Consider the following 21,154-nt stretch of genomic DNA (forward strand, 5'->3'; position numbering starts at 1 on the left):
ATAACCAGCAAATCAGGATGATCAACCCAATCTGTATGTTTATATACAGTGGGTTGGTGGTCAAGTATATATATCGTACTCAATAGATTAAGTTGATTCAACATAACTGTTGCATCTAGGTGTCGATCCATTGAGTTCATGTAAGGCACTGGCAGAAAAGTCTATACCATTATTATTGGGCTTACGAACGTAATATGCTTCTCCCCGTAAAGAGTAATCGCATTGCACTCCAATAACGTTTGCGAATGCAGGGGGATACGAGGTGTTACTTCCATTTTCACATGCAGATATGATGAAAATACCTTTATAATATGCGACGTTCACTGCCTCTTCGCCAGCATTGTAAATTACAGCAGAATGCGTTTAGCCATCTCTTGCAAAGTACATAGATTGCAAAGGATGGCTCCACGCAATAATGATTGGCCCATTGTGTGATGCTATCTTCAGCTCAAGTATTTCTCCTCCCCATACCCTAACCTTACGCCATTATCGCCCGGATTGCTGTAATCTCTCCTTGCCGCAAGGCTTCCGCAGCTTTTCCCTGCACTAGAGCACTTGCAACAGACGTGGTAGTTCCATCAGAGTAGACAAGGGTCATTTGCCGGATAACGGCCTTCCCTTCGCCAAAGGTATCCTTCCGCTGCGGATTGTAGTATGTTACCTCCGTGTTTCCCAATAAGGTAAAAGACAGCTCGCCAGCTTCATCAAACAGCCAGCCCGGCAGCGCCGGAGCAAGCGACAATGTAAGTTCTCCGCCTACTACCGAGAAGAGGCGGCTTCCGGCCATCATCGTCCGCCACATGCTCAGGAACTCCGCGGTGGAGCCGCTCAATCTGGCTACGAACCCTCTGCCATGTGTCCCCGGATCAGGATTGCCGCCGGTGGAGATGAAAGAGGAATTCTCCAGGGTGCTGCGTCCGTATACCGCCGGATCAAGGAAAGGAATGAGTGAAGTCTTCATCTCACTGTAGAACTCATCATATAGTCCGGCTTTCAGCAGCTCCAGCAAATATTTGTAGGACATGTGCAGGAAGTTCGACTCCCGTTCCTGCCAGCCCGGCGTGAATGCACGTATCCGTCCGATTTCACCCGACTCCTGCTCCAGTGAGACCGATGTGCGATACATCGAGGTGACGGGATCGTACAGCTCTGTTTGCTTGATCCGAGCATAGATTTGCCGGGCCATGACCGGACTGTCCAGCGTCTTCAGCCAGCGGGTCGGTCCCTCCAGGAAATATGGCAGGGCATAGGCTTCGAATTCCTCCACTACCGCCTTAGGCAGACCGTAGCCGCTGATCACCGGTTGGCCCGCCTCATCTGTAACCGCCTGAAAACGCGTCGCCTCAAACCGGAAATAGGTTGGAACCAGACCGCCGCCCATCTCTATCGCCCGTTCGATGCCTGAGTCAATTTTGATCAGGAATTTGCCAAGCGCCTCACGAATAAAGGCAAAAGTTACTGTACGTTGCTCTCCGGTGATGCCAAAGCGGATGCTCTCCCGGTAAGCTTCACGCGCCGAAGCTACGGTATCCCAGTATCCGAACTGGGCTATTTCCCCTGCCAGCATAGCCGCTACTACGGAATGCACCTGCTCAAGCAGCAGGAACATTTCTTCCGGAAGCTCTACAACGCCGGTGCTACTCTCTTCACTCTCCAGTGCCTTCAGCATAAAGACGATCATCCGTTTCAGCTCAAAGGTCTCGCTCATCCCTGAACCGAATAATCCCGGCAGGCCGTTCATGGCATCGTTCCAGCCCGGCTTGTTGCCTTCCATCTCCACCCCCATGCCGTAAGGGTCCAGGGTGGCGAATTTGTTCAAGGCCAAGGATAACAGCTTCACGAACAGGCTGGTACGGTAAACCTCCCCATGTCCGCCTCCGGTGCGGAGCCAGCAGGTCTCCGAAGCCTTCCGCTTCAACTGGTGCAGCTTCTCCTCATCCTCCAGAAGCGCACCGTATTGCCGGACCTTGCCGCCGCTGAGCACGTATTTCCCGCTGCGCGGCAGCACGTAGGCCGGACTGTCATAGAACGCATAGTCTTTATCTCCGAACAGAAGCTCCTGCCTGTGGTCTGGGTATACATCCAGATAACCCTCCACCAGATCGAGGTTATAGGTCCAATGGTCGGACCAGAAGCCTTCGCCGAAAGCGGCTTCAAAATTCTGTTGCGACAGCGACAGCACACCGCTAAGGAATTCCTGCTCGCTCACCCGCAAGGTGACATTATGATCGGAGATATAATTAATCAGCCTTCCCGGTGTGAATCGGGCGGCACAGAGCTTGCCCAGCTCCTCCTGATGATCTGCTACAGCTTCTGCGAGCCAGTCGGCAAGCCTCTGCGTCCGGTCCGGCCGGATCTCGAAGCTGGTCCCCTGCACACTCAGCGGATTATAGCCGTCCGCCTGAATCAGGCTATAGAACATCTTGATATTGAAGCTTCCGACCCGGGGATGGAAAAACACATCATTGCGCCGGTTCTGGTTCATATCACGGAAATTTCCGTTCCCCTGCGAATAGTATTCCGGGGCCAGCGAGAAAAAGTTGTAGTCGCGCTCCATGTCGCCATGCTTGCGCGAGAACAGATGCACAACAAAGCCGTCTCCTCCGTTGTCGAAGATGAAGGGATATCCGCCGCGCAGGAGGTTGTCGAGATAAGACTGCCGGCAGTAGGCATCGAACAGCGGCGAGGAGGTCCGGGTGGCAATATCTGCTGTCAGCTCTTCCGTCAGCTTCGCCGCCTCCTGCGCCTTGGCAGTAATATATTCATCTTGGCATAACTCCGCAGCCCTCTGGTTGATTCTGCCGATATCGCTGACATGCCCGATGATGGTGTTCAGGATCACCTTGCTCCCGGGTGCAAGCGTCCGTTCTGTACCACTGAAGCCGCAGGGAACCTTGTTGACCGGATACTGCGGCTGTGCAAGCAGCTCAGTAAGCTCCAATTCAGCGAAACAATCCGGGTAGGCCAGCGAAGTATTGCCACCGAATACCGTCTCGAAATCCACAATGGGCGAAAGCCTTTCCCCCTCTGACGTGAAGGACAGATAGAAATGGCCGTTCATGATTTCACTAATCTGGGCATCGTCATTCGTGCTGGAGCGCAGCTTGTAGAACGGGATTCCGTTCTCCAGATTGTAGACCTCCATCCAGCTCCGCAGCAGGTTGCCCATCTCCTTGTACCCGCTGTTCGCTACGCCGTAAGGCAGAATCTCCGGCAGACCGTCCAGCAGCTCAAGCTCAAGCTCCCCGCCGCTGATATTCTCCAGCTCCACCCGCCGGACCAATGCCGCATAGTCGTCATTCGGCAGATTGAAATAATGCACGGTTGTCTTCAGCCCGATCCCCGTATGAGACTCCTCAATCGTCAGTCCGTTTGGCAGGATCGTCATCATCCGCTTCGCTGCGGAATCAGGCCGTGCCGACTGGAACGGCTCATAGATGTCCGGTAATCCTTTGATCTTAATAAAGGTGCGGAAACCGGACGAGGCCACGTTCTTGTAAGAAATGTTCGCCGGTGCAAACTCCATGATCGGCGAGTTTTTGTCGCGCACCCCTAAGCTGCATATCCCCTGGCCCCGGTTGACATAAAAGGTCCACATCGGAATACCCTTCACTCCGGCAAGTCCGGGCAGAAAGCTGGCGAACGGCTTGCCCTCATGAAACTGCTCCATCACAAATGCGCCCGAGTTAAAATAATAATTGCTCATGCGATAGCCTCCTCATAATTAAAAATCGAAACCGGTTTCGATTTTATCAAAAAAAATTTGCGCTCCAGGCGGACTTATGTATTCCCGCCCGGCGGCGCGCAGGATTCGCGCACGACCACTTCCACAGGAAGCGTCAGCGTCTCCTTTTTCTCCCGATTGCCGTCAATTGAAGCCAGCAGAATCTCCGCCGCCCGTGTGCCAAGCAGCTCCGTGTCCTGCCGAACCGTTGTCAACGCCGGAGTAACGTACCCGGCAAGCTCAATGTCGTCAAAGCCCATCACCGAAATATCGCCTGGTACAGAGAGCCCTTTGTCTTTGGCGGCCATTACCGCTCCCAGTGCCAGCAGGTCACCCGCAGCGAATACGGCGGTTGGACGCTCCGGCCGCTCAAGCAGTTGCACCATCGCGCTATAGCCTCCCTCACGGGAATAAAAAACGCCCTCGACGATATAATCCTCCCTGACCTCAAGCCCCCGCTGCTTCATTGCCGCTCTGTAACCCAGCTCCCGCTGGCTTCCCGGAAAGGTATGCCCGCCCCCCGAAATATGAGCGATTCCCCGGTGTCCCAACGAGGCCAGATATTCTACTGCCTGCTGCGCTCCGCCCACGTTATCCGAGCAGACCGTATGCGACTCTGCCGTAGCATAGTCCAGAATTACTGTGGGAATGTCACTCTCCAGCAGTTCCCGGAAATACGGGTCCTCATAATCCGACAAGAACACAACGACTCCGTCCACACCGCGAATCCGGCAATTTTCCAAATATCCGCTTTGCTTGCCGCCGACATCCTTCGAAATAAACATCAGGGCGTAACCCTTGGCTACAGCAACCTGCTTGAAGCTCTCAATAACTGAGCTGAAAAAGGGATGGCGGATGCCCACTCCTGAGCCTTCGACAAACAGCACACCGATCGTCCAGGATTTCTTGGTGGTCAACGTACGGGCATGCGCATTAGGCAAATATCCCATCTCTTGAGCTGTCCGCAGAATCTCCTGGCGTGTCTTCTCCCGAACGTCGGAGTAGTTATTGAACGCTTTGGATACCGTGGTTGGAGAGTAGCCGGTTTTTTTGGCAATATCATAAATCGTTGTCAATCCGGTTCCCTCCCGCCGGCCAAAAATGTAAGCCCTCTATTGTTCACTGCCATTCTAACGTCTTTAAGCGCGGCCGTCCAGCACAAAATATCTCTGCACCGAAGGCAGCAGCGTAACAATCTGTATCAGCATTCCAAGGCTCATGTAGCACACATGGATCAAAGAAACGGCGTTCATCATATAGGTCTGGACCATGATCCAAATGATCTGCCCAAAGCCGATGTACAGGGAGAGGGACCACGCGCTGTGCAGCGTTTTGAACGGAGTTAGTACGGCCGCCCATGTCCACTGCGGTTTCTTGACCAGACCATACAGCACCAGCAAGGGCAGCACGCCAAAGATCACCAGCAGCAGCACGCCCGGGATTGCAAAATTCACAAAAGGAGATCTTTCCAGTACAGAAGCGGGCATTCCCATCATTTCTCCGCTGGGATCAGACAGCAGCATCAGCCCTCCCCCTATCGCTCCAAGCCCCAAAAAAGCCTGTAGAACATACAAACAAATGACAGCCCCCGGCCTCTTCTTATGATTGTCCATTCCTGCTCCCCCATTCCCCAAAAAAGATAGCTTAGAGCGTCCCATAATCCGCATCCGTAAGCCTCATAAGTATAGCTTACAGGTATTCCCGCCTGCCTGCCAAAGACAGATGTCACAAATTAGGAGACCATCAGCTTATTCCGGCTACTGTGTGAACCCCTGCACTTTGCGCTATACTAAAGTTACCAAAAAAAAGAAGGGAACGGACTGGCGTGCTGCATGCGTCCTTCCAAATATGCTTATGACCGATACCAATCTGCTATTATCCAAACAATGCGCTTACTGCAAGCAATATAAACCGCTCACCGAATTCCGCAGACGCACGGGCAAGCGTTCCAAGGGCCAGTCGCGCCGGGGGGCCTGCCGGGAATGCCGCAAGCTGCGCGAGGCCGGGAATGCCCAGATGCAGTTGCAGGTAAAAGGGCTCCCGGCACTCAAGGAAGCCAAGATGCCCCATACCTCATCCGGGAGCAAGGGGAAGACGCGTCCGCGCGCAGCCGATCCCCGCCGGAAGACTCCGCCGATCCGGGGGCCGAAGCCTGATCCCCAGGATGTCTCGGCCCTGGTTCCGTCCGCCAAAGGTATGATTCTGATGCGCGGCCACAGCGACAAGGGCCGCCGCTGGCATCAGGAAATTGATCTTGAGCTTGCAGTGACGCTCGTCAAAGAGCATGCCGCCCTGGTAGTGAACCGCCGGACGATCCGCCGCATTTACAGCAACAAGGATTTCCGGGCCTACATTCTGACCAGAGACAATTACACCTGCCACTTTTGCGGCTTGTACGGCGACACCATCGACCATCTGCTGCCGCGCGCCAAGGGCGGCCATACCACGCCGGACAATTGCGTCTGCGCCTGCAATCTGTGCAACCAGACCAAGGCCGATCAGTATGTGGAGGAGTTTATGGGCCGGTAGCTCCAAGGAACGGAGCATTATTGATCAAGCATACGGCTTAAGCTGACAATAGGGGATTCTATGCGAAGATGAGGGGCTTATTCCTCTGATTTGGACTTATGTATTTCGGGACCCTATATCTACAAAAGCGCTCCCCGCCTCAGAGATACACTGTTCAAAATGAACAGCGGCCTGGGTTGGGAGCGCTTCGCGGAATTCATGTAATATTCTTGACCCGGCCGACTTGGCCGTCCGCCAGCCGTACCTTAATACCGTGCGGGTGGCGGGGCGAGTTGGTCAGAATGTCTTTAACTACGCCGTGTGTGAGTTTGCCTGTAGCCTGATCCTGCTTCAGCACAATATCCACCTCAAGTCCGGGGCGGATATCTGCTCTGACTTGACCGTTCATGATGTTCTCCCCTTTCATGAGTTATAATAGAGCTACAATTACGGATAAGGATGGTACAGCAATGGCCTTCGGAATAAGCAGAGAAGAATTAACCCGCTGGAAGCAGGCAGTCTCCGCAGGGGAGATTGCTTTCCTGACACATTATTGGCTGGACCCGCGTTTTCCGGGGATAACCACAGTAACCAAAGTCGGCTGCAGCGATCTCTCCCGGCTGAGAAGCTGGTGCGAGCAGAACGGGCTGCCGGCCCGCTATATTCATAACCGCGAGCCTTTCCCGCATTTCGATCTCCTGGGACCGAAACAGCCTGAGATTCTGCGGCAGGAAGAGCAATGGGAGCAGCTCGAAAGGTTCCATATGCTCTGATCAGGCAGACATGCTCTGCTCCGTCGGTTCAACAGAGTCATGAGGGCCTCGGACTATTTAGTATTCCGCAGCTCCTTCATAATCTTCCGCCCGGTAGGGGTCTGGGCCAAGCCGCCTCCTGCCGTCTCGCGGTGTTTCTCCGGCATGGCGGAGCCGACCTCCAGCATAACCTTGATCACCTCATCGGATGGAATTACACTGCGCACTCCGGCCAGCGCCATATCTGCGGCGGCGAGTGCCGTAACCGCACCGAAGCCGTTGCGCACGATGCAGGGAATTTCCACAAGCCCGCCTACAGGATCGCAGATCAGCCCAAGGGTATTTTTCAGCGCAAGACCCACGGCATGAACCGCCTGCGCCGGTGTTCCGCCGCGCAGCTCGGTCAGTGCCCCCGCCGCCATCCCGATAGCCGAGCCGACCTCAGCCTGGCAGCCGCCCTCCGCCCCGGATACAAACGAATTATTGGCAATCACATAACCTATTGCGCCGGCAGCAAACAGACCGGATACCATATAATCATCATCCCAGCCGAAACGTTCCTGACAGCTTAGGAAGACACCGGGGATAATTCCGCAGGAGCCCGCTGTCGGCGTGGCGATAATGCGGCCCATGGAGGCGTTGACCTCCGAGACAGCCAGAGCATATGCCATGGCCTGGCCGGCAGGCCCGCCAAGACAAGGCTCATCCGCTGTGTTATAGGCAGCAACCCGCTGGGCGTCAAGGCCCGTCAGACCGCTGCGCGAGGTGGTATCCTCCGTCATGCCGCGGTGTACCGCCTCTTTCATAACGCCATAATACTGGCTCATCGTAGCGAATTCCTGCTCCTTCGGCCGCCCGGACTCTTCGCTCTGCTCCTCCAGCATAAGCGCACCGATGGTAAGTCCCCGTTCTTCACATAATACTGCTAGCTGGCTTAACGTTTGAAAATTCATTTTGTACTTTCCTTCCCTTTCTGTTCTTGCCCATTCTCATTCAAATCCACAATTTTTACTGATTTCACAGCCGCTAAGGCCATCAGGTCCCGAAGCAGCTCCGGGGTCGCCGACTCGTCCAGCTCCAGCACCGTCAGTGCAGCACCGCTGCGGTTCTTGCGGTCAAGCGACATATGTCCGATATTGAACTCTCCCTTGCGCATTACATCCGTTACACTGGCAAGCACGCCAAGATAGTCCATGTGCTGGATCAGCACTGTCGGATACATCCCTGTGAGCTTCACCCCGAAGCCGTCAATATCGACGATTTCTATATTTCCGCCGCCGATGGAGGTGCCGGTAAGCGTCAGCTCCGCTCCTGTCTCCACGCCGACAAGCCGCAGGCGGACCGTATTGGGATGGGGGAACAGGCCTGTTCCCTGCCGGAAGGATATCTCCATCCCGGCTTCGGCTGCAAGCTGTATAGAATCGGGCAGACGGGGATCATCCGTAGCGAAATCCAGCAGGCCCCCGGCAATCGCCCGGTCCGTGCCATGCCCTTGATACGTAGCGGCAAAGGAGCCAAAGAAGGTCACCTCGGCCTCACGGGGCTGCTCGCCCAGCACCTGCCGGGCCGCTCTGCCAATCCGCGCCGCGCCCGCTGTATGCGAACTGGAAGGCCCGACCATAGCCGGGCCAATAATTGAGAATACATCTTTAAACCGCATTGTTCAAATCACCCGCTATCAAAATTCTACAATCTATTCTTCCTGTATATTATACAGCAGCAGCATAAAAGCTACACCGTGACATCAACTGTTACCTAGTACGAGCGCTACCGCTTACGAAATAAACCAAAAACAGGAAAAACCGTAAGGTAAGCTGGCTCCATCTGGAACAACGGCAGAAATGCTGTTGTTGGAGCGTGATTGGACGGTTCGATCTGGAATAACGGCAGAAATGCCGTTGCTGGAGCGTGATTGGACGGTTCGATCTGGAATAACGGCAGAAATGCCGTTGCTGGAGCGTGGCTGGACCGTTTCATCTGGAACAACGGCAGAAATGCCGTTGCTCGAGCGAGATTAGACCGTTCCATCTGGAACAACGGCAGAAATGCCGTTGCTGGAGCGTGGCTGGACCGTTTCATCTGGAACAACGGCAGAATTGCCGTTGCTGGAGCGTGNCTGGACCGTTNCATCTGGAACAACGGCAGAATTGCCGTTGCTGGAGCGTGTCTGGACCGTTCCATCTGGAACAACGGCAGAAATGCCGTTGCTCGAGCGAGATTAGACCGTTCCATCTGGAACAACGGCAGAAATGCCGTTGCTGGAGCGTGTCTGGACCGTTCCATCTGGAACAACGGCAGAAATGCCGTTGCTGGAGCGTGGCTGGACCGTTCCATCTGGAACAACGGCAGAACTGCTGTTGCCGGAGCGTGGAGGGGGGAGTTAAGTTAGGAAATTCCACCCCAGTCACCCGGCATGTAGGGTAAACACGTCCAAATTCATTTATTCCTGAAACTTTGAGTGCAGGGGCTAAAGAAAACAGCCGAATGCGATGCCCTGTACCTAGTACGTCTTCCAGCGCATTAGCGGGTATCCTGAGAGAACAGGACGATTCCATCCCGCTTCTGCCAGCCGATGCCTGCCCAGAAGCTTTGGCCAAGACCATTGTCCTCTATGACCATCAAATGGCACTTCACAATCCCGGACTCCCGCAGCTTTTCCAGACAAAGGGATACCAATTTCCGTCCGACTCCCTTGCCGCGGCCGGCTTCACTGACGGCAACATGATACATGTACCCTCTGCGCCCGTCATGTCCGCACATTGCAGTACCGGCAAGTGTGCCGTCCTCGTTCTCACAAATCTGGCTCATTCCGGGATTTCGTTCCAGATACCGGACAATCTCTTCCCGGGAATCCGCCGAGCTGAGGCCCATGCCTGCTGTATTCTCCCATAACCGGTAGGCAGCTTCGTAATCATCGGCGGTCATTGACCTGTAGTTCATGGGTTCTCTCCTTTTTCTATCATTTTCATATGTATGGATAAGCTCTTGTGCAGAGCGCTTCCAGTTCTGCCGGGGACAGCCCGGCCAAGAACAACAGTGCTTCATAGGGATCGCCCGCAAGTCCCAGCAGCTTGGCAAAAGCCGGCTCTGTCTTCATTCCCTGAATCTTCAGCGAGATCACCTCTTGGCGGAAGCCCGGTCCCAGCAGATTCAGTATCCGGTCCTCCACCAAAAGGTGTATATATCCGTTCTGCTTTTCTGTCGTCAAAGGCTGGCCGAACAGTTCCACCGGCCAGCCGCCCGCCACAAAATTGATTTTGGTGCGGGGGAGTCCCGCTACCGTCCGGTTCACCGCGCAAAAGCCCTCCCTGTGCCCGAAATATCCGCTGGCCTCTGCGCTGAACCGCGCCGAATCATGGACCTCGCATATGATATCCAGATCGCTGCCCTCCACCTGAATCCCCAAGGGAACTGTTCCAACCAGCAGCGGCCGGTATTCCCCCAGCAGCTCCATAATCTGCAGCTCCCGCAGCAGGCGGCCTGCTTCTCTTTGCGCCTCGGTTCCCCGGTCTAAATAGTCCAGAGCCTGCAGCTTGCTCAAATTCAGCATGCCGGATACCCTCTCCTTCATCTAACTTAGCCCTTGAGTCATATGGCGGCTTATGGACAACTGGCTGCGCACGCTTTTCTAGGCGGATGCATAACAATATACGGAAAGGCCGGTGTACATAAGCAGCACCGCCCAATATACCTTGCTTATCCCCATATGTCACGGGAACCTGTATTCAGGTTAACAATCCCTGAAAGGATGTAGACCCATGAACAAACACAAAGAGTACGATCTTCCGTCCGTCAGGCTAAACGCAGGCATGTACGCATTAACCAAGCTGTCCGCCGCCGGGCTGACCTTTATGCTGATCTCCCTGCTGACGCTGGGAATCCCGCATACGGATGGCGTACCCGAGGGCTGGCCGACCTCCGTGCCCTATGCCATTTATGCCTACGGCTTACCGGCGGCGCTGGCGGCAGATGCGCTCCTGCGCATATTCCGTTCCTCTTCCCTTGTCCCGGCCCTGGTCCTGTACGCCGCGGCCGGCTTTGGTGCAGGCTTGTGGCTGGCCTCGGAGCAAGGGGGCGATACCCTAAGCTGCGGCATTGCCGGGATCTGTGTACTGCTCCTCTTCCGGCTTGCGCAGTTAGCCGGCGAACGCCAGCCGCTTCTGCTTCCCGTGTTCGCTTTGTTCGTCCCGCTGCTCTGTCTGGTGCTGTTCTGAGCTGATCTCAGAGCGCCTCAATGATATCCCCGGCGATCACAGCCGCCGGATCATGCCGCAAGCGGGCGGCGCGTTCTCCTGCCAAACCGTGCAGGTATACGCCAAAAGCCGCTGCCTGCGTGGCATTCAGCCCCTGCGCGAGCAGCCCGGCAATGACCCCGGTCAGCACATCGCCCGCACCGCCGGTGCCCATGCCCGGATGGCCCGTGATGTTCACATAAGCCTCGCCTTCCGGCGTTGCAATCACGGTATGCGCTCCCTTCAGCACAAGGGTCACTCCGTGCTTGCAGGCATAATCCAGCGCAAGACCGATCCGGTCCCGCTGCACCTCGGCTGTAGACATTCCCGCCAGGCGGGACATTTCTCCCGGGTGAGGTGTCAGAATCACCGGATGGCGGCGGTCGGCCCACGCGCTGTAGCCGCTGTCTGCCAGAATATTCAGGGCATCGGCATCAATCACAAGCGGTGCTTCGATGCCTTCCCACAGTGTACGCAGCCATTCCTGATCGCCCTCGAACCGGCCAAGGCCGGGACCGATGGCGGCAACGTCCCGGCTGGCACTCAGCCGCAGCACTTCTGCGGCAGTGGCGCCGCTCCATGTGCCGCTCTCTTCCCCGACTGCCGCCAGCATCAGCTCCGGGGCTGCGCCGATGACATAGGGCAGCAGCTTATCCGGCAGCGCCCAGGTGACGAGTCCGCAGCCGGCGCGCAGCGCGGCGCGGGAAGCGAGCAGGCCCGCGCCGCTCATGCTCAGGGTTCCCGCCGCCAGCAGGACATGCCCGTAGGTGCCCTTGTGGCCCTCGGGCGAACGGCGGCGCGACACGTCAACTCCCAGACGTGTCCGCAGCACTTCCGGCGTCAGCAGGCTCGCCGCCACGCCGTTCTCCCGCGCCAAGGCAGCCGGGATGCCGATGGAGCGGACCACCACACGCCCGGCGCAGCCCGCGCCGGGGTACTGCACCAGCCCGCGTTTGAGAAACGCGAGGCTCACCGTCACCGCCGCATGAACGCAAGGCTCATGCGTCCAGCCCGTGTCCGCATCCAGCCCGCTCGGGATGTCTGCGGACACAATGGGTTTGCCGCTGCCGTTCGCGGCGGCAATCAGCTCCGCATAGGCACCGCGCGGGGCCCCCGCGCTGCCGGTGCCGAGCAGTGCATCCACGATGCCACTGCATGCGGCAAAGTCCACCCGGTCCCGCCCGTAGACTACGGCGGGCAGGCCCATTGCTGCAGCGGCGTCCCGCTGCAGCGCAGCTTCACCGGCCAGCGACTCCGGCGCGGCCGCGTACACCAGCGTGACGGCGATGCCCGCCTCACGCAGATGCCTGGCGGCGGCTAGGCCGTCGCCGCCGTTGTTGCCTTTGCCGACCAGCACGAGCCAGTGCTCGGCATCGGCATGCTCTAAGGTCAGCGCGGCATCGCCGCTGACCGCGAACAGCGCACCGGGGAACACGGTGCGCCCGTTCCCGGCTCCACCCGCACCCGCCGGATGCCCAGCCTCCTGAACACCTCCAGCTCCACCCGCGCCAGTCAGGCTTTCAGCCTCCTGAACACTTCCAGATCCACCCGAACCGATCAGGCTTTCAGCCCCCAGAGCATCTCCAGCCCTATCCGCGCCTCTCACATACCGGCCAGCCGCCGGATTGACTCCACCCGGGCCATTACCAGCCCGGAAACCTCCCGCCGGATGCCCAAAGCCCGCGCCACCTCCCGCGAACACACGCCCCCGCTCACGGCAAAAGCGGACGATCTCTTCAGCGATTGCCCGTCCGGCATTCTCCATCAGCGCAACCGCCGGAATGCCCAGCCGCCCGATGGTCTCGCGGTCCAGCTCCCGCATCTGCTCCGCAGTAACCAAATACATAGTTCCGTCCCCTCTCCGCCGTTACAGACCTAGATATTCGCCGAGCCTGCTGCGGAAATTTGGATGCCTTCTGTATCCGTCCGCAAATCGCCATAGGCAACGCCAGTGGCGACCAGAACTTAACCCGGGTTCACTAAAACGGCAACACGATTAAATCACTCTTGGGTGCTCTCGTCAACACCCGGCTCTTCCCGGCCCCGACCAGGACATCATCCTCAATCCGCACTCCGCCAATGCCCGGCAAGTACAGACCCGGCTCAACCGTCATGATCGTATTCTCAACAAACGCGTATTCCGACCGATAGCTGATATAAGGCGCTTCATGGATATCCAGCCCGATGCTGTGTCCGGCGCCGTGATTGAACAGATCATTTACGTTTTCTCTTATAAAAGGGCTGCGGATAATCGAATCCAGCTCTTTGCTTATCATGCCGTGGCGAATGGCGTTTAAGCCCGCGACCTCCGCTTCAAGCACCAAATCATAAATTTCCTCAAGACGCGGATGGGGCTGTCCTACCGCAATGGTTCTGGTTATATCTGAGGCATACCCTTGGAAGGTTGCGCCAAAATCCAGGATGACCATATCTCCCTGCTCGATGACCTTATCACTGGCTTCACCGTGAGGATAGGAGGAGCGGATACCCGAGGCAACGATCGTTTCGAAGGAGGTTTTCTCCGATCCCTTCTGCTTCATGAAATACTCCATTTCGGCAGCCACCTGCTTCTCCGAAAGGCCCGGACGGATGAAATTCAGAATGTGAATAAACGTCTGATCAACGATTTTTACCGCCTCTATCGTCTTGCGGATTTCATCCTCGTCCTTTACAGCGCGGAACTCCTCCACCCAGCCGTCTGCTGTTCTGGATTTCACCTGAACCAGAGCTTTGAAATGCTCTCCATCACTGTAGCTCAAATGCCCCCCTTCAAATCCAATCTCTTGAATGTTGTGTTTGCAGATAATGTCCGCCGCTTCATCCAGTAGTGATTGCTTCCAGCATACAATCTGAAGCAGGTCGCTCAGCTCCTCGCGGGCCTGCTCCACATAACGGCTGTCGGTAATAAAATAGATTTCATTTTCTGTAAGCAGCAGTGCTGAATCTTCTCCTGTAAACCCGCATAAATAGCGGACATTTTTAGGATTACTTACATACAGGGCCGGAAGGTGCTCATCTGACATCTTTTTCAACAAACGTTCAATCCGCTTCATCTTGCATTACTCTCCTTTTCCATAACAGACATCCGTGCCGCTCTTTCGCGGCATTTCAGACGATGGTATTTCAGGACAGAAGGGAGGAATGTATTAATCCCTCCCAGCGTCTTGTCTTATAATTTTATATAGTCTTAATATATAAATGATACTCCTCATGGTTCAATTCAGCCAGCGGGGCAAATTCAAGCTTCAGCGCTTTATAGACAAAGCGGTTGGAGTCTGCAACCCGCTCAAATTGCCCAGCAATATCTCCCTCATGGACCGGCAGTTCATAGTACACCTTCTGAGGTGACACAGCAGCAAGGATATAAGGGCCGAAGGCTACCGAAGCAAGGTCGGCTTTATCCGGCGTATATTCCAAACGCAGCTCCGGGCTGAACTTGATATTCACTTTATCGCCCTGGCTCCATTTCCGGGACAGCACGAGGTATCCGTCCTCTTCAGCAGCATGTACTTCTGTACCGTTCACATAAGCCAATACTTTTCCCTGATGCCAATAAGGCTTGCGGATTCTCAGGCTGGTTCTCGCGAGTGTCCCGATGTTAAGCTCCAGTTCACCGGTGAATACCTCAGGAACGGATTGTACCACCTGCAGCCCCTTCCCGGCATCCTCCAGAGCAGACGAGACAAACAAATTGACGTATAAGGCATCCGCGTCTTCGAAGAAAATCGCCTCGCCATACTTGAAGTGGTTCTCCAGCCCCGTTCCATGACAGCAGGAGTTCTCCTCATCGAACCCTTTTTGCCCGCCTGGAAGAGTCGGCATGAAGTAGGTGCTGGCACCCAGGCATTCATGATCCGTGGAAGAAAGAATATGGTTGAGCATGGTCCGCTCGTAATAATCCATATATTTTACATCCTTCTCATACATATATAGCTGCTTGGTCAGCTTCAGCATATTGTACGAGGCACAGGTTTCAGCCGTATGGCCGGTAAGGTGTGCGCCTATTTTATGCGGCTGCTTGAACATTTCCCCTTCGCCGGTTCCGCCAATCGAGTAGATATGGGCATCCACAACCGATTCCCAGAAGAACCTGGAGAGCTCATAATATTGATCTTCTCTTGTAGCTTCGAAGATTTTGAAGGCTCCGACGATTTGCGGAATGTGCTGATTGGCATGCATCGCACCCAGAGCGTCCACCTGCTGCGTCATCGGAAAGAACAGGCGGTCATTATCGAACAGCTTTGCCGCCAGAATATGAGGTTCCTTATGGGTATAAGTAAAAAGCTCGGCCAGAGATTCATTGATGCCGCCGTATTCTCCGGCAATATACATGCTCCACATTTTCTTCAATTGCCCCTGCGGCAGCGCGCTTAAGCGGTTGTAGACCCAGTCTCCCAGCTTGTCAGCGATGGTCAGCGCCAGCCCGATGCCCGCAATGTTATAGCCATCCAATAGACCGGCCAGAATTTTGTGCAGGGTATAATACGGAGCCCAGATTTCCGGATAACGTGTATAAACCTCAAGGAGATCGAATTGCTCTTCGGAATACGCGCTGATAAATCCGTAATGGTAACGGTCATCTGCCTCAAAGGCCAACTGCACCTTGTTCAGCTTTTCAATCATGTAGTTCAATTTCGTGCAGATCTGCTCATTGCCGGTTGAGGCATAACATAAAGCGAGGGCAGAGAGGTAATGCCCGGTGGTATGCCCTTTCAGCAGGCTGTCCTCCGAGTCCCAGCCGATCATGGCCGGAGCATTCAACGTGTCCAGACCGGCGGCTTTTCTGAAATTGTACAGCATTTGATCATCGTCCACCGTCAGCAAAAACTCAAGTCTCCGGTCCTGCGCCGTTTTGAGCAAGGAAGAGCCTTCCAAGCGTACTTTTTTATTCGGGACCGCATTCAGCAATTGCTTTCTATCGCCCGTAACGGGAGTACTGTCCTCTATCAAAATAACGGCTTCTACCTCATAGATGGTATCCGTCAGATTGCCAAGTGCACTTTGCTCCCCGATATCGGCATAATTTCGTTTGTCGCCGCCGCGCCATGTCACGGAATGAGCCAGCACATCGCCGCTTACGGTTTGGATAGAGACAACGGAAGGCAGATGAAACTCCTTGTTCACTTCCCGCCGGATGTACACCGGAAAAATCTTCTCCACCCGGATTTTATTCTTCTCCTCCAGGATCTTCACCTCAAAAACCTTGTGCAGACTTGCCTCTCCGTAGCTGAAGGTGGCGGTTACCGGAACGACCCGGTCTCCTTTTCCATACTCAGGCTGGTGCACCTTCCCGGAGCCGTCAATCCAGCGGTCATCCTTCGAGACCCAGGTAATTTGCGAGCCATTTTTGCCTTCCGCCGGCAAGGTAATATCAAACTCTACGGTTTTGAGATTTCCAAGATGCAAGGCCTCAATGTCCCTTTGAACGATTTCCAGATCAGTCAATGTATTCGACATCGGCTTTCCTCCTACGCTTACTTTATTAATCGCTTTCACAACATCCATGTTACAAGAAATAAAATTTACTGTCGGTAGTTGAAAAAAAGAATAGGTGGATTATAGTTACTATATGGCAATTTCGATTATGGGAGGAGCTTGAGCTATGTACTTCGTTGATAAGGAATTTCAGGGGCAAGCAACCCTCATTTCTGCCGGAACTTTTATTTCGGATCGGCCCTGGATTCATAAAGAAAGGATTATCGACAGCTATGAGATCATCAGTCCGATAGACTCCACCCTGCACATTGACTGCAACAATATTCCCTATGCTATTGAATCTGGCGAGATTCTTGTCATTCCTCCGCACACGCCTCACCGGGGGCTTAAATATTGTGAAGGCCGGATCAAATTCCACTGGCTGCACTTCGCAGCAAGCAATCTTCAGCTTAGGACGGAAGCGGATGTTCTCCAGGAAATTAACGACAATAATCCCGATGAGATGATTGTTCTGCCCGTGTACACCAACAAGATCGACTCCAAACGCTTCCACATCATGTTCAACCAACTTCTCGACCTGTATCAGAAAAATAAAAGAAAGAACTACCTGAATGCTTATCTGACCTGTCTTCTGCACGAATTGACCTCGGAAATCATGGACTATCTTATCCAGAAGGAATTTAACGGCAACCGGCTGCAGCCCATCCAGGACTGGATCAGAATCCACGCCTTTGAGGATATTACGCTGGAACACATTGCCGATCATTTCAAATACAACAAAAACTACCTGTCCAGAATTTATAAGAAAAATACGGGAATCGGCATTTCGGAGCAGATTATCAAATTCAGGCTGAAGCACGCCAAAGAGCTGTTGACCGAAACCGATCTAAGCATTAACGAAATCGCCTCGGAAGCCGGATATGAGGACTCGAAATATTTCATGCGTCTCTTCAAGAAATATGAGAGCGTCACCCCCACCGAGTATCGAAAAACCTTTTTCTACAAGCATTTTAATAAAAAATAATGGGATGCCGCATAGTCCACCTTAAGTTAGGTTTGCGCTACCGTTTTTCAGGGAAATTGATGTTATCCTTAAAAGTAAGCGGTTACCGCAAAACAACCTTACAGGGGGATTCTATGACAGAGCATGCCGAGCTCAAAATTTCAGCCGTCCGATTTATTGATCTCCAAAGAATCGAAATTTATTGGAATGCCGATGCAGAAGGGGCCAATGATCCGCAGTCTTTTTCAGTGGAGCTTAATGGAGTGAGCCAGCCACTGTGCAACAACGATGATCCGGAAGCCTGGGATACCCGATGTGTGTACGAGAAGACTAAACGGAGAACCACCCTAAGTCTGCAGAACCCTATACAATTTAGCGATTTGGGTAAAATTACGCTGTCGGTCGTTGGGCCCGTACGCAGTGCGCAGGGGAACCAGCCATCGCTTCAGCCCTCCTATCCTATCAAGAATCTGGAGCACTTCTATACCCGGTTTACCCGCACTACATCAGGAATTCTCATTAAATCCTCGGCTCAAGTCGACTATGCTGTACATGAGAAGGCATGTGCGATGCTTGAAATCATGTTATCTCTAAGACCTGAGATTGCCGAGAAATTGGCGGAGCATCATGCCGCTCTCGCTATTTATGGATTGCAGGAGGACGCCTATGATATCCCGGAGCACCGCGGCGGAACAGATTTCCTGCAATATCCCGTAGAGGGCTTCGGCGGAACACCAGCCATCCCCGTGACCTCGGTATCGGAAAAGAATGTTATGCGTTATGTAGATGGGCCCTCCCGGACCAAATATAAAAATGAATCCATTGTGGCCCATGAATTCGGGCATGCCGTCCATCTGATCGGAATTAATAATCTGGAGGACCAGACACTAGCCAAGCAGCTTGTTGCTGCCTACGAACACGCTGTTGCAAATAACCTTTGGCCCGGAACCTATGCCATCTCAAATTACGAGGAATACTTCGCAACGCTAACGGCCATCTGGTTTAACGTTATGGCCGAGAGCAGCGACGGTACCTGGGATGGCGTCCGTGGCCCGGTCAATACCCGTGAGGAATTGAAAGCGTATGATCCTGTAGGTTATGCCTTTTTTGCGTCGATTTATCCTGACCGCTCCTTCCCTGAGCCCTGGAGCCGCACGCCGAATAACTTCCCCGTTCCAGTGGCCTGATCGCTCTACACAAACAACCCCCGTTCCTTCAGTTGGTGAAGGTCCGGGGGCATTTGCTTGGCGCTGCGGTTATTCGGCTTCCAGTATGAATAATCTGGACAGGAAATCTCCCCGCGGAACTTTGGAATGATAATCGCCGGAGGTGCTGTCATTCAGCAGGATTCCAATTTGCATCCATTCGTCGCCATAGCCGGAATGCTCGTAATTATTTTCGGTGATGCGGTACTTCCTGCCTTGATCCAGCCCGGCGAGCCTCAAGCGCGTATACCCGCCGTTTACTGCGGTAAGAGTCCGGTAATACCCCACAATTCCGCGGGTTTTATCCTTGGACAGCACCATCCATGATGTTATGTTCCCCTCAAACGGACTAGCCAGCCGGTAGAACGTGCCCTGATGAATAAGCTCGCGGTTCGCTTTCATAAATTGCACTTGCTCCCGGACCATTTCTTCTTCAGCCTCTGACAGCAGACTCAGGTCCAGCTCATAGCCAAAGGTGCCAAAATACGCTACATCCCCCCTTGTGGCAAGCGGGGTGCTGCGGTGGGTCTGATGATTAGGGACCGCTGACACATGGGAGCCCATGCTGCCAAGCGGATATAACATAGAGGTCCCGTATTGGATTTTCAGCCGCTCGACGGCATCCGTATCATCCGAAATCCAGCCCTGCGGACAGTAATACAACATGCCCGGATCGAACCTTCCCCCGCCGCTGGCGCAGAATTCAAACAGCACCTCCGGGAACTTCCCAGTCAGACGCGCGAACAGCTCATACAAGCCCAAGATATATTGATGATACACCTTCCCTTGAGAATCGCTGTCTCTCCCGGCGGAAAACGCCTCCGACATGGAGCGGTTCATATCCCATTTTACATAGGAAATATCCGACTCAGACAATATCTTGCTGATGGTGGCATCCAAATAATCAATAACTTCAGCCTTCGTCAAATCCAGCACGTATTGATTTCTGCCCGGGCTCATGGAACGGTAAGGAACCGACAGAATCCAATCGCTGTGCTTCTGGTACAGCTCGCTTTCCTTACTGATCATCTCCGGCTCGAACCACAGGCCGAATTTCAAGCCCATGTCCGTTATTTTACGGGCCAGACCGGAAATTCCGTTCGGTAACTTATCCGTATTGGGATGCCAGTCTCCGAGCGAAGTCGTATCTGTATTGCGCTTGCCGAACCATCCGTCATCCAGAACAAATAATTCAATCCCCAATTTGGCGGCTGAACGGGCAATTCCCGTAATTTTCTCTTCATTAAAATTCATATACGTGGCTTCCCAGTTATTAATCAGAATGGGGCGGGACCGGTCCCTCCAGAAGCCCCGCACCAATCGGGTCCGGTACAGCTCATGGAAGGTCTGGCTCATATAGTTCAGCCCTTTATCCGAATATACCATGACCGCTTCAGGGGTCTGGAAGCCCTCGCCCGGAAGCAAGCTCCAATCGAAGCCGCTCGGGTGAATCCCCATCATCACACGCGTGACACCATATGTATCCGCCTCCACCTGAGCCAGGAAATTGCCGCTGTAGACCAGACTGAGTCCGATAGCTTCTCCGAGAAACTCCGTCGTTTCCTTCCGCTTCAAGCCGATAAACGGATTATAATTATGGCTGCTGTGCCCCCGCAGACTATAGATGCTCTGGATGCCGTGATGCAGCGGATGGGTCTGAATATGCCGCTCTCTGCCCCATGCGCCCGTTAGATCAATCATTTCATAATCCTGATCCGGAAGATCCAGATTCAGGCTCATGGCAGATTCAAGCCGGATCGTCTGCTGACCCAGGTTGCTTATCTTTATATTTCTGGTCAGGACAGGCAGGCTGTTATAGAGGGTATACTGCAATTCCACCTGGCAATCCAGCCATTTATCGAGTAAAAAAACTCGGAGAGTCTGTGCTTCATCCTCATTCTCGACATACGTCGCAGGGAGTCCTTCAAGATCAGGCTTGCCGGAGACAATCTCATGACTCACGTACTCCAAATGGGTTGTGTGACTGCCATCCTCCTGAAGAATATGCAGTCCACAATTTCGCAGGTCCCCTGCTCCGTATACAGAAATCTCTTGTTTGACCTGCTCAAGCGAAAATTTCGCATTGCCCTCGAACACACAGGGAGACATATCGCGGAAGCCCAGCTCCAGAAGATGCGAGAAGTCCCCCTGATCGCGGATTCTTTTGCCATAATATAAATGTCCCGGCTGATGATTCGCCATGATGCAAAAAATATAACTGATCTCATCATTGTGCAAGTGAAATTGTCTCGTTGTTTCATGAAATACTATTGGCATGACCCTAAGCTCCTTTC

The 21,154-nt window shown here is 54.0% G+C and carries 17 protein-coding genes; 5 read left to right on the forward strand and 12 right to left on the reverse strand.

Annotated elements, in window-relative coordinates:
* Positions 1–478: 478 nt before the first annotated feature.
* The 3 genes from B212_RS0124885 to B212_RS0124895 form a co-directional block, all read right to left on the reverse strand.
* A complete protein-coding gene (locus B212_RS0124885; RefSeq protein ID WP_019913922.1) occupies positions 479–3,706 on the reverse strand; it encodes a hypothetical protein in 3,228 nt (1,075 codons plus the stop codon).
* Between the two features lie 74 nt (positions 3,707–3,780).
* Positions 3,781–4,800, reverse strand: a complete 1,020-nt coding sequence (locus B212_RS0124890) for a LacI family DNA-binding transcriptional regulator (RefSeq protein ID WP_019913923.1) — start codon at positions 4,798–4,800, stop codon at positions 3,781–3,783.
* 63 nt (positions 4,801–4,863) lie between these two features.
* Entirely contained in the window at positions 4,864–5,337 is a 474-nt protein-coding gene (locus tag B212_RS0124895) for a hypothetical protein (protein WP_028531034.1), read from the reverse strand.
* A gap of 235 nt (positions 5,338–5,572) precedes the next feature.
* On the opposite strand from B212_RS0124895, the gene B212_RS0124900 reads away from it, so the two are divergent.
* Positions 5,573–6,253, forward strand: a complete 681-nt coding sequence (locus B212_RS0124900) for an HNH endonuclease (RefSeq protein WP_036670071.1) — start codon at positions 5,573–5,575, stop codon at positions 6,251–6,253.
* 196 nt (positions 6,254–6,449) lie between these two features.
* On the opposite strand, the gene B212_RS0124905 is transcribed toward B212_RS0124900, so the two are convergent.
* On the reverse strand, positions 6,450–6,641 hold the full coding sequence (locus tag B212_RS0124905) for a YwbE family protein (protein WP_019913926.1): 192 nt from the start codon (positions 6,639–6,641) through the stop codon (positions 6,450–6,452).
* Positions 6,642–6,702: 61 nt separating this feature from the next.
* On the opposite strand from B212_RS0124905, the gene B212_RS0124910 reads away from it, so the two are divergent.
* Positions 6,703–7,005 carry a hypothetical protein gene (locus tag B212_RS0124910; RefSeq protein ID WP_019913927.1) on the forward strand — a complete coding sequence of 101 codons (303 nt, stop codon included), beginning with the start codon at positions 6,703–6,705 and terminating at the stop codon, positions 7,003–7,005.
* Positions 7,006–7,058: 53 nt separating this feature from the next.
* Here the strand turns inward: B212_RS0124910 and sdaAA are convergent, their stop codons facing one another.
* From sdaAA to B212_RS0124935, 4 genes are all read right to left on the reverse strand, one after another.
* On the reverse strand, positions 7,059–7,937 hold the full coding sequence (sdaAA, locus tag B212_RS0124915; RefSeq protein WP_019913928.1) for an L-serine ammonia-lyase, iron-sulfur-dependent, subunit alpha: 879 nt from the start codon (positions 7,935–7,937) through the stop codon (positions 7,059–7,061).
* Positions 7,934–8,644 (reverse strand): L-serine ammonia-lyase, iron-sulfur-dependent subunit beta, encoded by a 711-nt coding sequence (gene sdaAB / locus B212_RS0124920; protein ID WP_019913929.1) that lies wholly within the window; start codon positions 8,642–8,644, stop codon positions 7,934–7,936. Before sdaAB ends, sdaAA begins: the two co-directional genes overlap by 4 nt.
* A gap of 860 nt (positions 8,645–9,504) precedes the next feature.
* Entirely contained in the window at positions 9,505–9,924 is a 420-nt protein-coding gene (locus B212_RS0124930; protein ID WP_019913931.1) for a GNAT family N-acetyltransferase, read from the reverse strand.
* 25 nt (positions 9,925–9,949) lie between these two features.
* Positions 9,950–10,534: a DUF4269 domain-containing protein gene (locus B212_RS0124935; RefSeq protein ID WP_019913932.1), complete on the reverse strand. Its 585-nt coding sequence runs from the start codon at positions 10,532–10,534 to the stop codon at positions 9,950–9,952.
* Positions 10,535–10,742: 208 nt separating this feature from the next.
* Here B212_RS0124935 and B212_RS33440 point away from each other — a divergent pair, with 208 nt between their 5' ends.
* Positions 10,743–11,198 (forward strand): hypothetical protein, encoded by a 456-nt coding sequence (locus tag B212_RS33440; RefSeq protein ID WP_019913933.1) that lies wholly within the window; start codon positions 10,743–10,745, stop codon positions 11,196–11,198.
* Positions 11,199–11,205: 7 nt separating this feature from the next.
* Here B212_RS33440 and B212_RS0124945 read toward each other — a convergent pair whose 3' ends face one another.
* From B212_RS0124945 to B212_RS0124955, 3 genes are all read right to left on the reverse strand, one after another.
* Positions 11,206–13,062 carry a bifunctional ADP-dependent NAD(P)H-hydrate dehydratase/NAD(P)H-hydrate epimerase gene (locus tag B212_RS0124945; protein ID WP_019913934.1) on the reverse strand — a complete coding sequence of 619 codons (1,857 nt, stop codon included), beginning with the start codon at positions 13,060–13,062 and terminating at the stop codon, positions 11,206–11,208.
* Between the two features lie 133 nt (positions 13,063–13,195).
* Positions 13,196–14,269, reverse strand: coding sequence for a M24 family metallopeptidase (locus tag B212_RS0124950; RefSeq protein ID WP_019913935.1), 1,074 nt, complete (start codon positions 14,267–14,269; stop codon positions 13,196–13,198).
* A gap of 124 nt (positions 14,270–14,393) precedes the next feature.
* On the reverse strand, positions 14,394–16,673 hold the full coding sequence (locus B212_RS0124955) for a beta-L-arabinofuranosidase domain-containing protein (protein WP_019913936.1): 2,280 nt from the start codon (positions 16,671–16,673) through the stop codon (positions 14,394–14,396).
* A 145-nt stretch (positions 16,674–16,818) separates the two neighbouring features.
* Between B212_RS0124955 and B212_RS0124960 the strand changes: the two genes are divergently transcribed.
* Complete coding sequence (locus B212_RS0124960; RefSeq protein ID WP_019913937.1) at positions 16,819–17,676, forward strand: helix-turn-helix domain-containing protein; 858 nt, start codon at positions 16,819–16,821, stop codon at positions 17,674–17,676.
* A gap of 113 nt (positions 17,677–17,789) precedes the next feature.
* Positions 17,790–18,842: a hypothetical protein gene (locus B212_RS0124965; protein ID WP_019913938.1), complete on the forward strand. Its 1,053-nt coding sequence runs from the start codon at positions 17,790–17,792 to the stop codon at positions 18,840–18,842.
* Between the two features lie 69 nt (positions 18,843–18,911).
* On the opposite strand, the gene B212_RS0124970 is transcribed toward B212_RS0124965, so the two are convergent.
* Complete coding sequence (locus tag B212_RS0124970) at positions 18,912–21,137, reverse strand: alpha-galactosidase (protein ID WP_019913939.1); 2,226 nt, start codon at positions 21,135–21,137, stop codon at positions 18,912–18,914.
* Between the last annotated feature and the right edge of the window lie 17 nt (positions 21,138–21,154).

It is taken from the genome of Paenibacillus sp. HW567 (assembly GCF_000374185.1).
In the GTDB taxonomy this organism is placed as follows: Bacteria; Bacillota; Bacilli; order Paenibacillales; family Paenibacillaceae; genus Paenibacillus_AQ.

Coding starts and splice junctions, on each gene's coding strand:
- B212_RS0124885 (WP_019913922.1), bottom strand. CDS start 3,706: ATGAGCAATTATTATTTTAACTCGGGCGCATTTGTGATGGAGCAGTTT.
- B212_RS0124895 (WP_028531034.1), bottom strand. CDS start 5,337: ATGGACAATCATAAGAAGAGGCCGGGGGCTGTCATTTGTTTGTATGTT.
- B212_RS0124900 (WP_036670071.1), top strand. CDS start 5,573: ATGCTTATGACCGATACCAATCTGCTATTATCCAAACAATGCGCTTAC.
- B212_RS0124905 (WP_019913926.1), bottom strand. CDS start 6,641: ATGAACGGTCAAGTCAGAGCAGATATCCGCCCCGGACTTGAGGTGGAT.
- B212_RS0124910 (WP_019913927.1), top strand. CDS start 6,703: ATGGCCTTCGGAATAAGCAGAGAAGAATTAACCCGCTGGAAGCAGGCA.
- sdaAA (WP_019913928.1), bottom strand. CDS start 7,937: ATGAATTTTCAAACGTTAAGCCAGCTAGCAGTATTATGTGAAGAACGG.
- sdaAB (WP_019913929.1), bottom strand. CDS start 8,644: ATGCGGTTTAAAGATGTATTCTCAATTATTGGCCCGGCTATGGTCGGG.
- B212_RS0124930 (WP_019913931.1), bottom strand. CDS start 9,924: ATGAACTACAGGTCAATGACCGCCGATGATTACGAAGCTGCCTACCGG.
- B212_RS0124935 (WP_019913932.1), bottom strand. CDS start 10,534: ATGCTGAATTTGAGCAAGCTGCAGGCTCTGGACTATTTAGACCGGGGA.
- B212_RS33440 (WP_019913933.1), top strand. CDS start 10,743: ATGAACAAACACAAAGAGTACGATCTTCCGTCCGTCAGGCTAAACGCA.
- B212_RS0124945 (WP_019913934.1), bottom strand. CDS start 13,062: ATGTATTTGGTTACTGCGGAGCAGATGCGGGAGCTGGACCGCGAGACC.
- B212_RS0124950 (WP_019913935.1), bottom strand. CDS start 14,269: ATGAAGCGGATTGAACGTTTGTTGAAAAAGATGTCAGATGAGCACCTT.
- B212_RS0124955 (WP_019913936.1), bottom strand. CDS start 16,673: ATGTCGAATACATTGACTGATCTGGAAATCGTTCAAAGGGACATTGAG.
- B212_RS0124960 (WP_019913937.1), top strand. CDS start 16,819: ATGTACTTCGTTGATAAGGAATTTCAGGGGCAAGCAACCCTCATTTCT.
- B212_RS0124965 (WP_019913938.1), top strand. CDS start 17,790: ATGACAGAGCATGCCGAGCTCAAAATTTCAGCCGTCCGATTTATTGAT.
- B212_RS0124970 (WP_019913939.1), bottom strand. CDS start 21,137: ATGCCAATAGTATTTCATGAAACAACGAGACAATTTCACTTGCACAAT.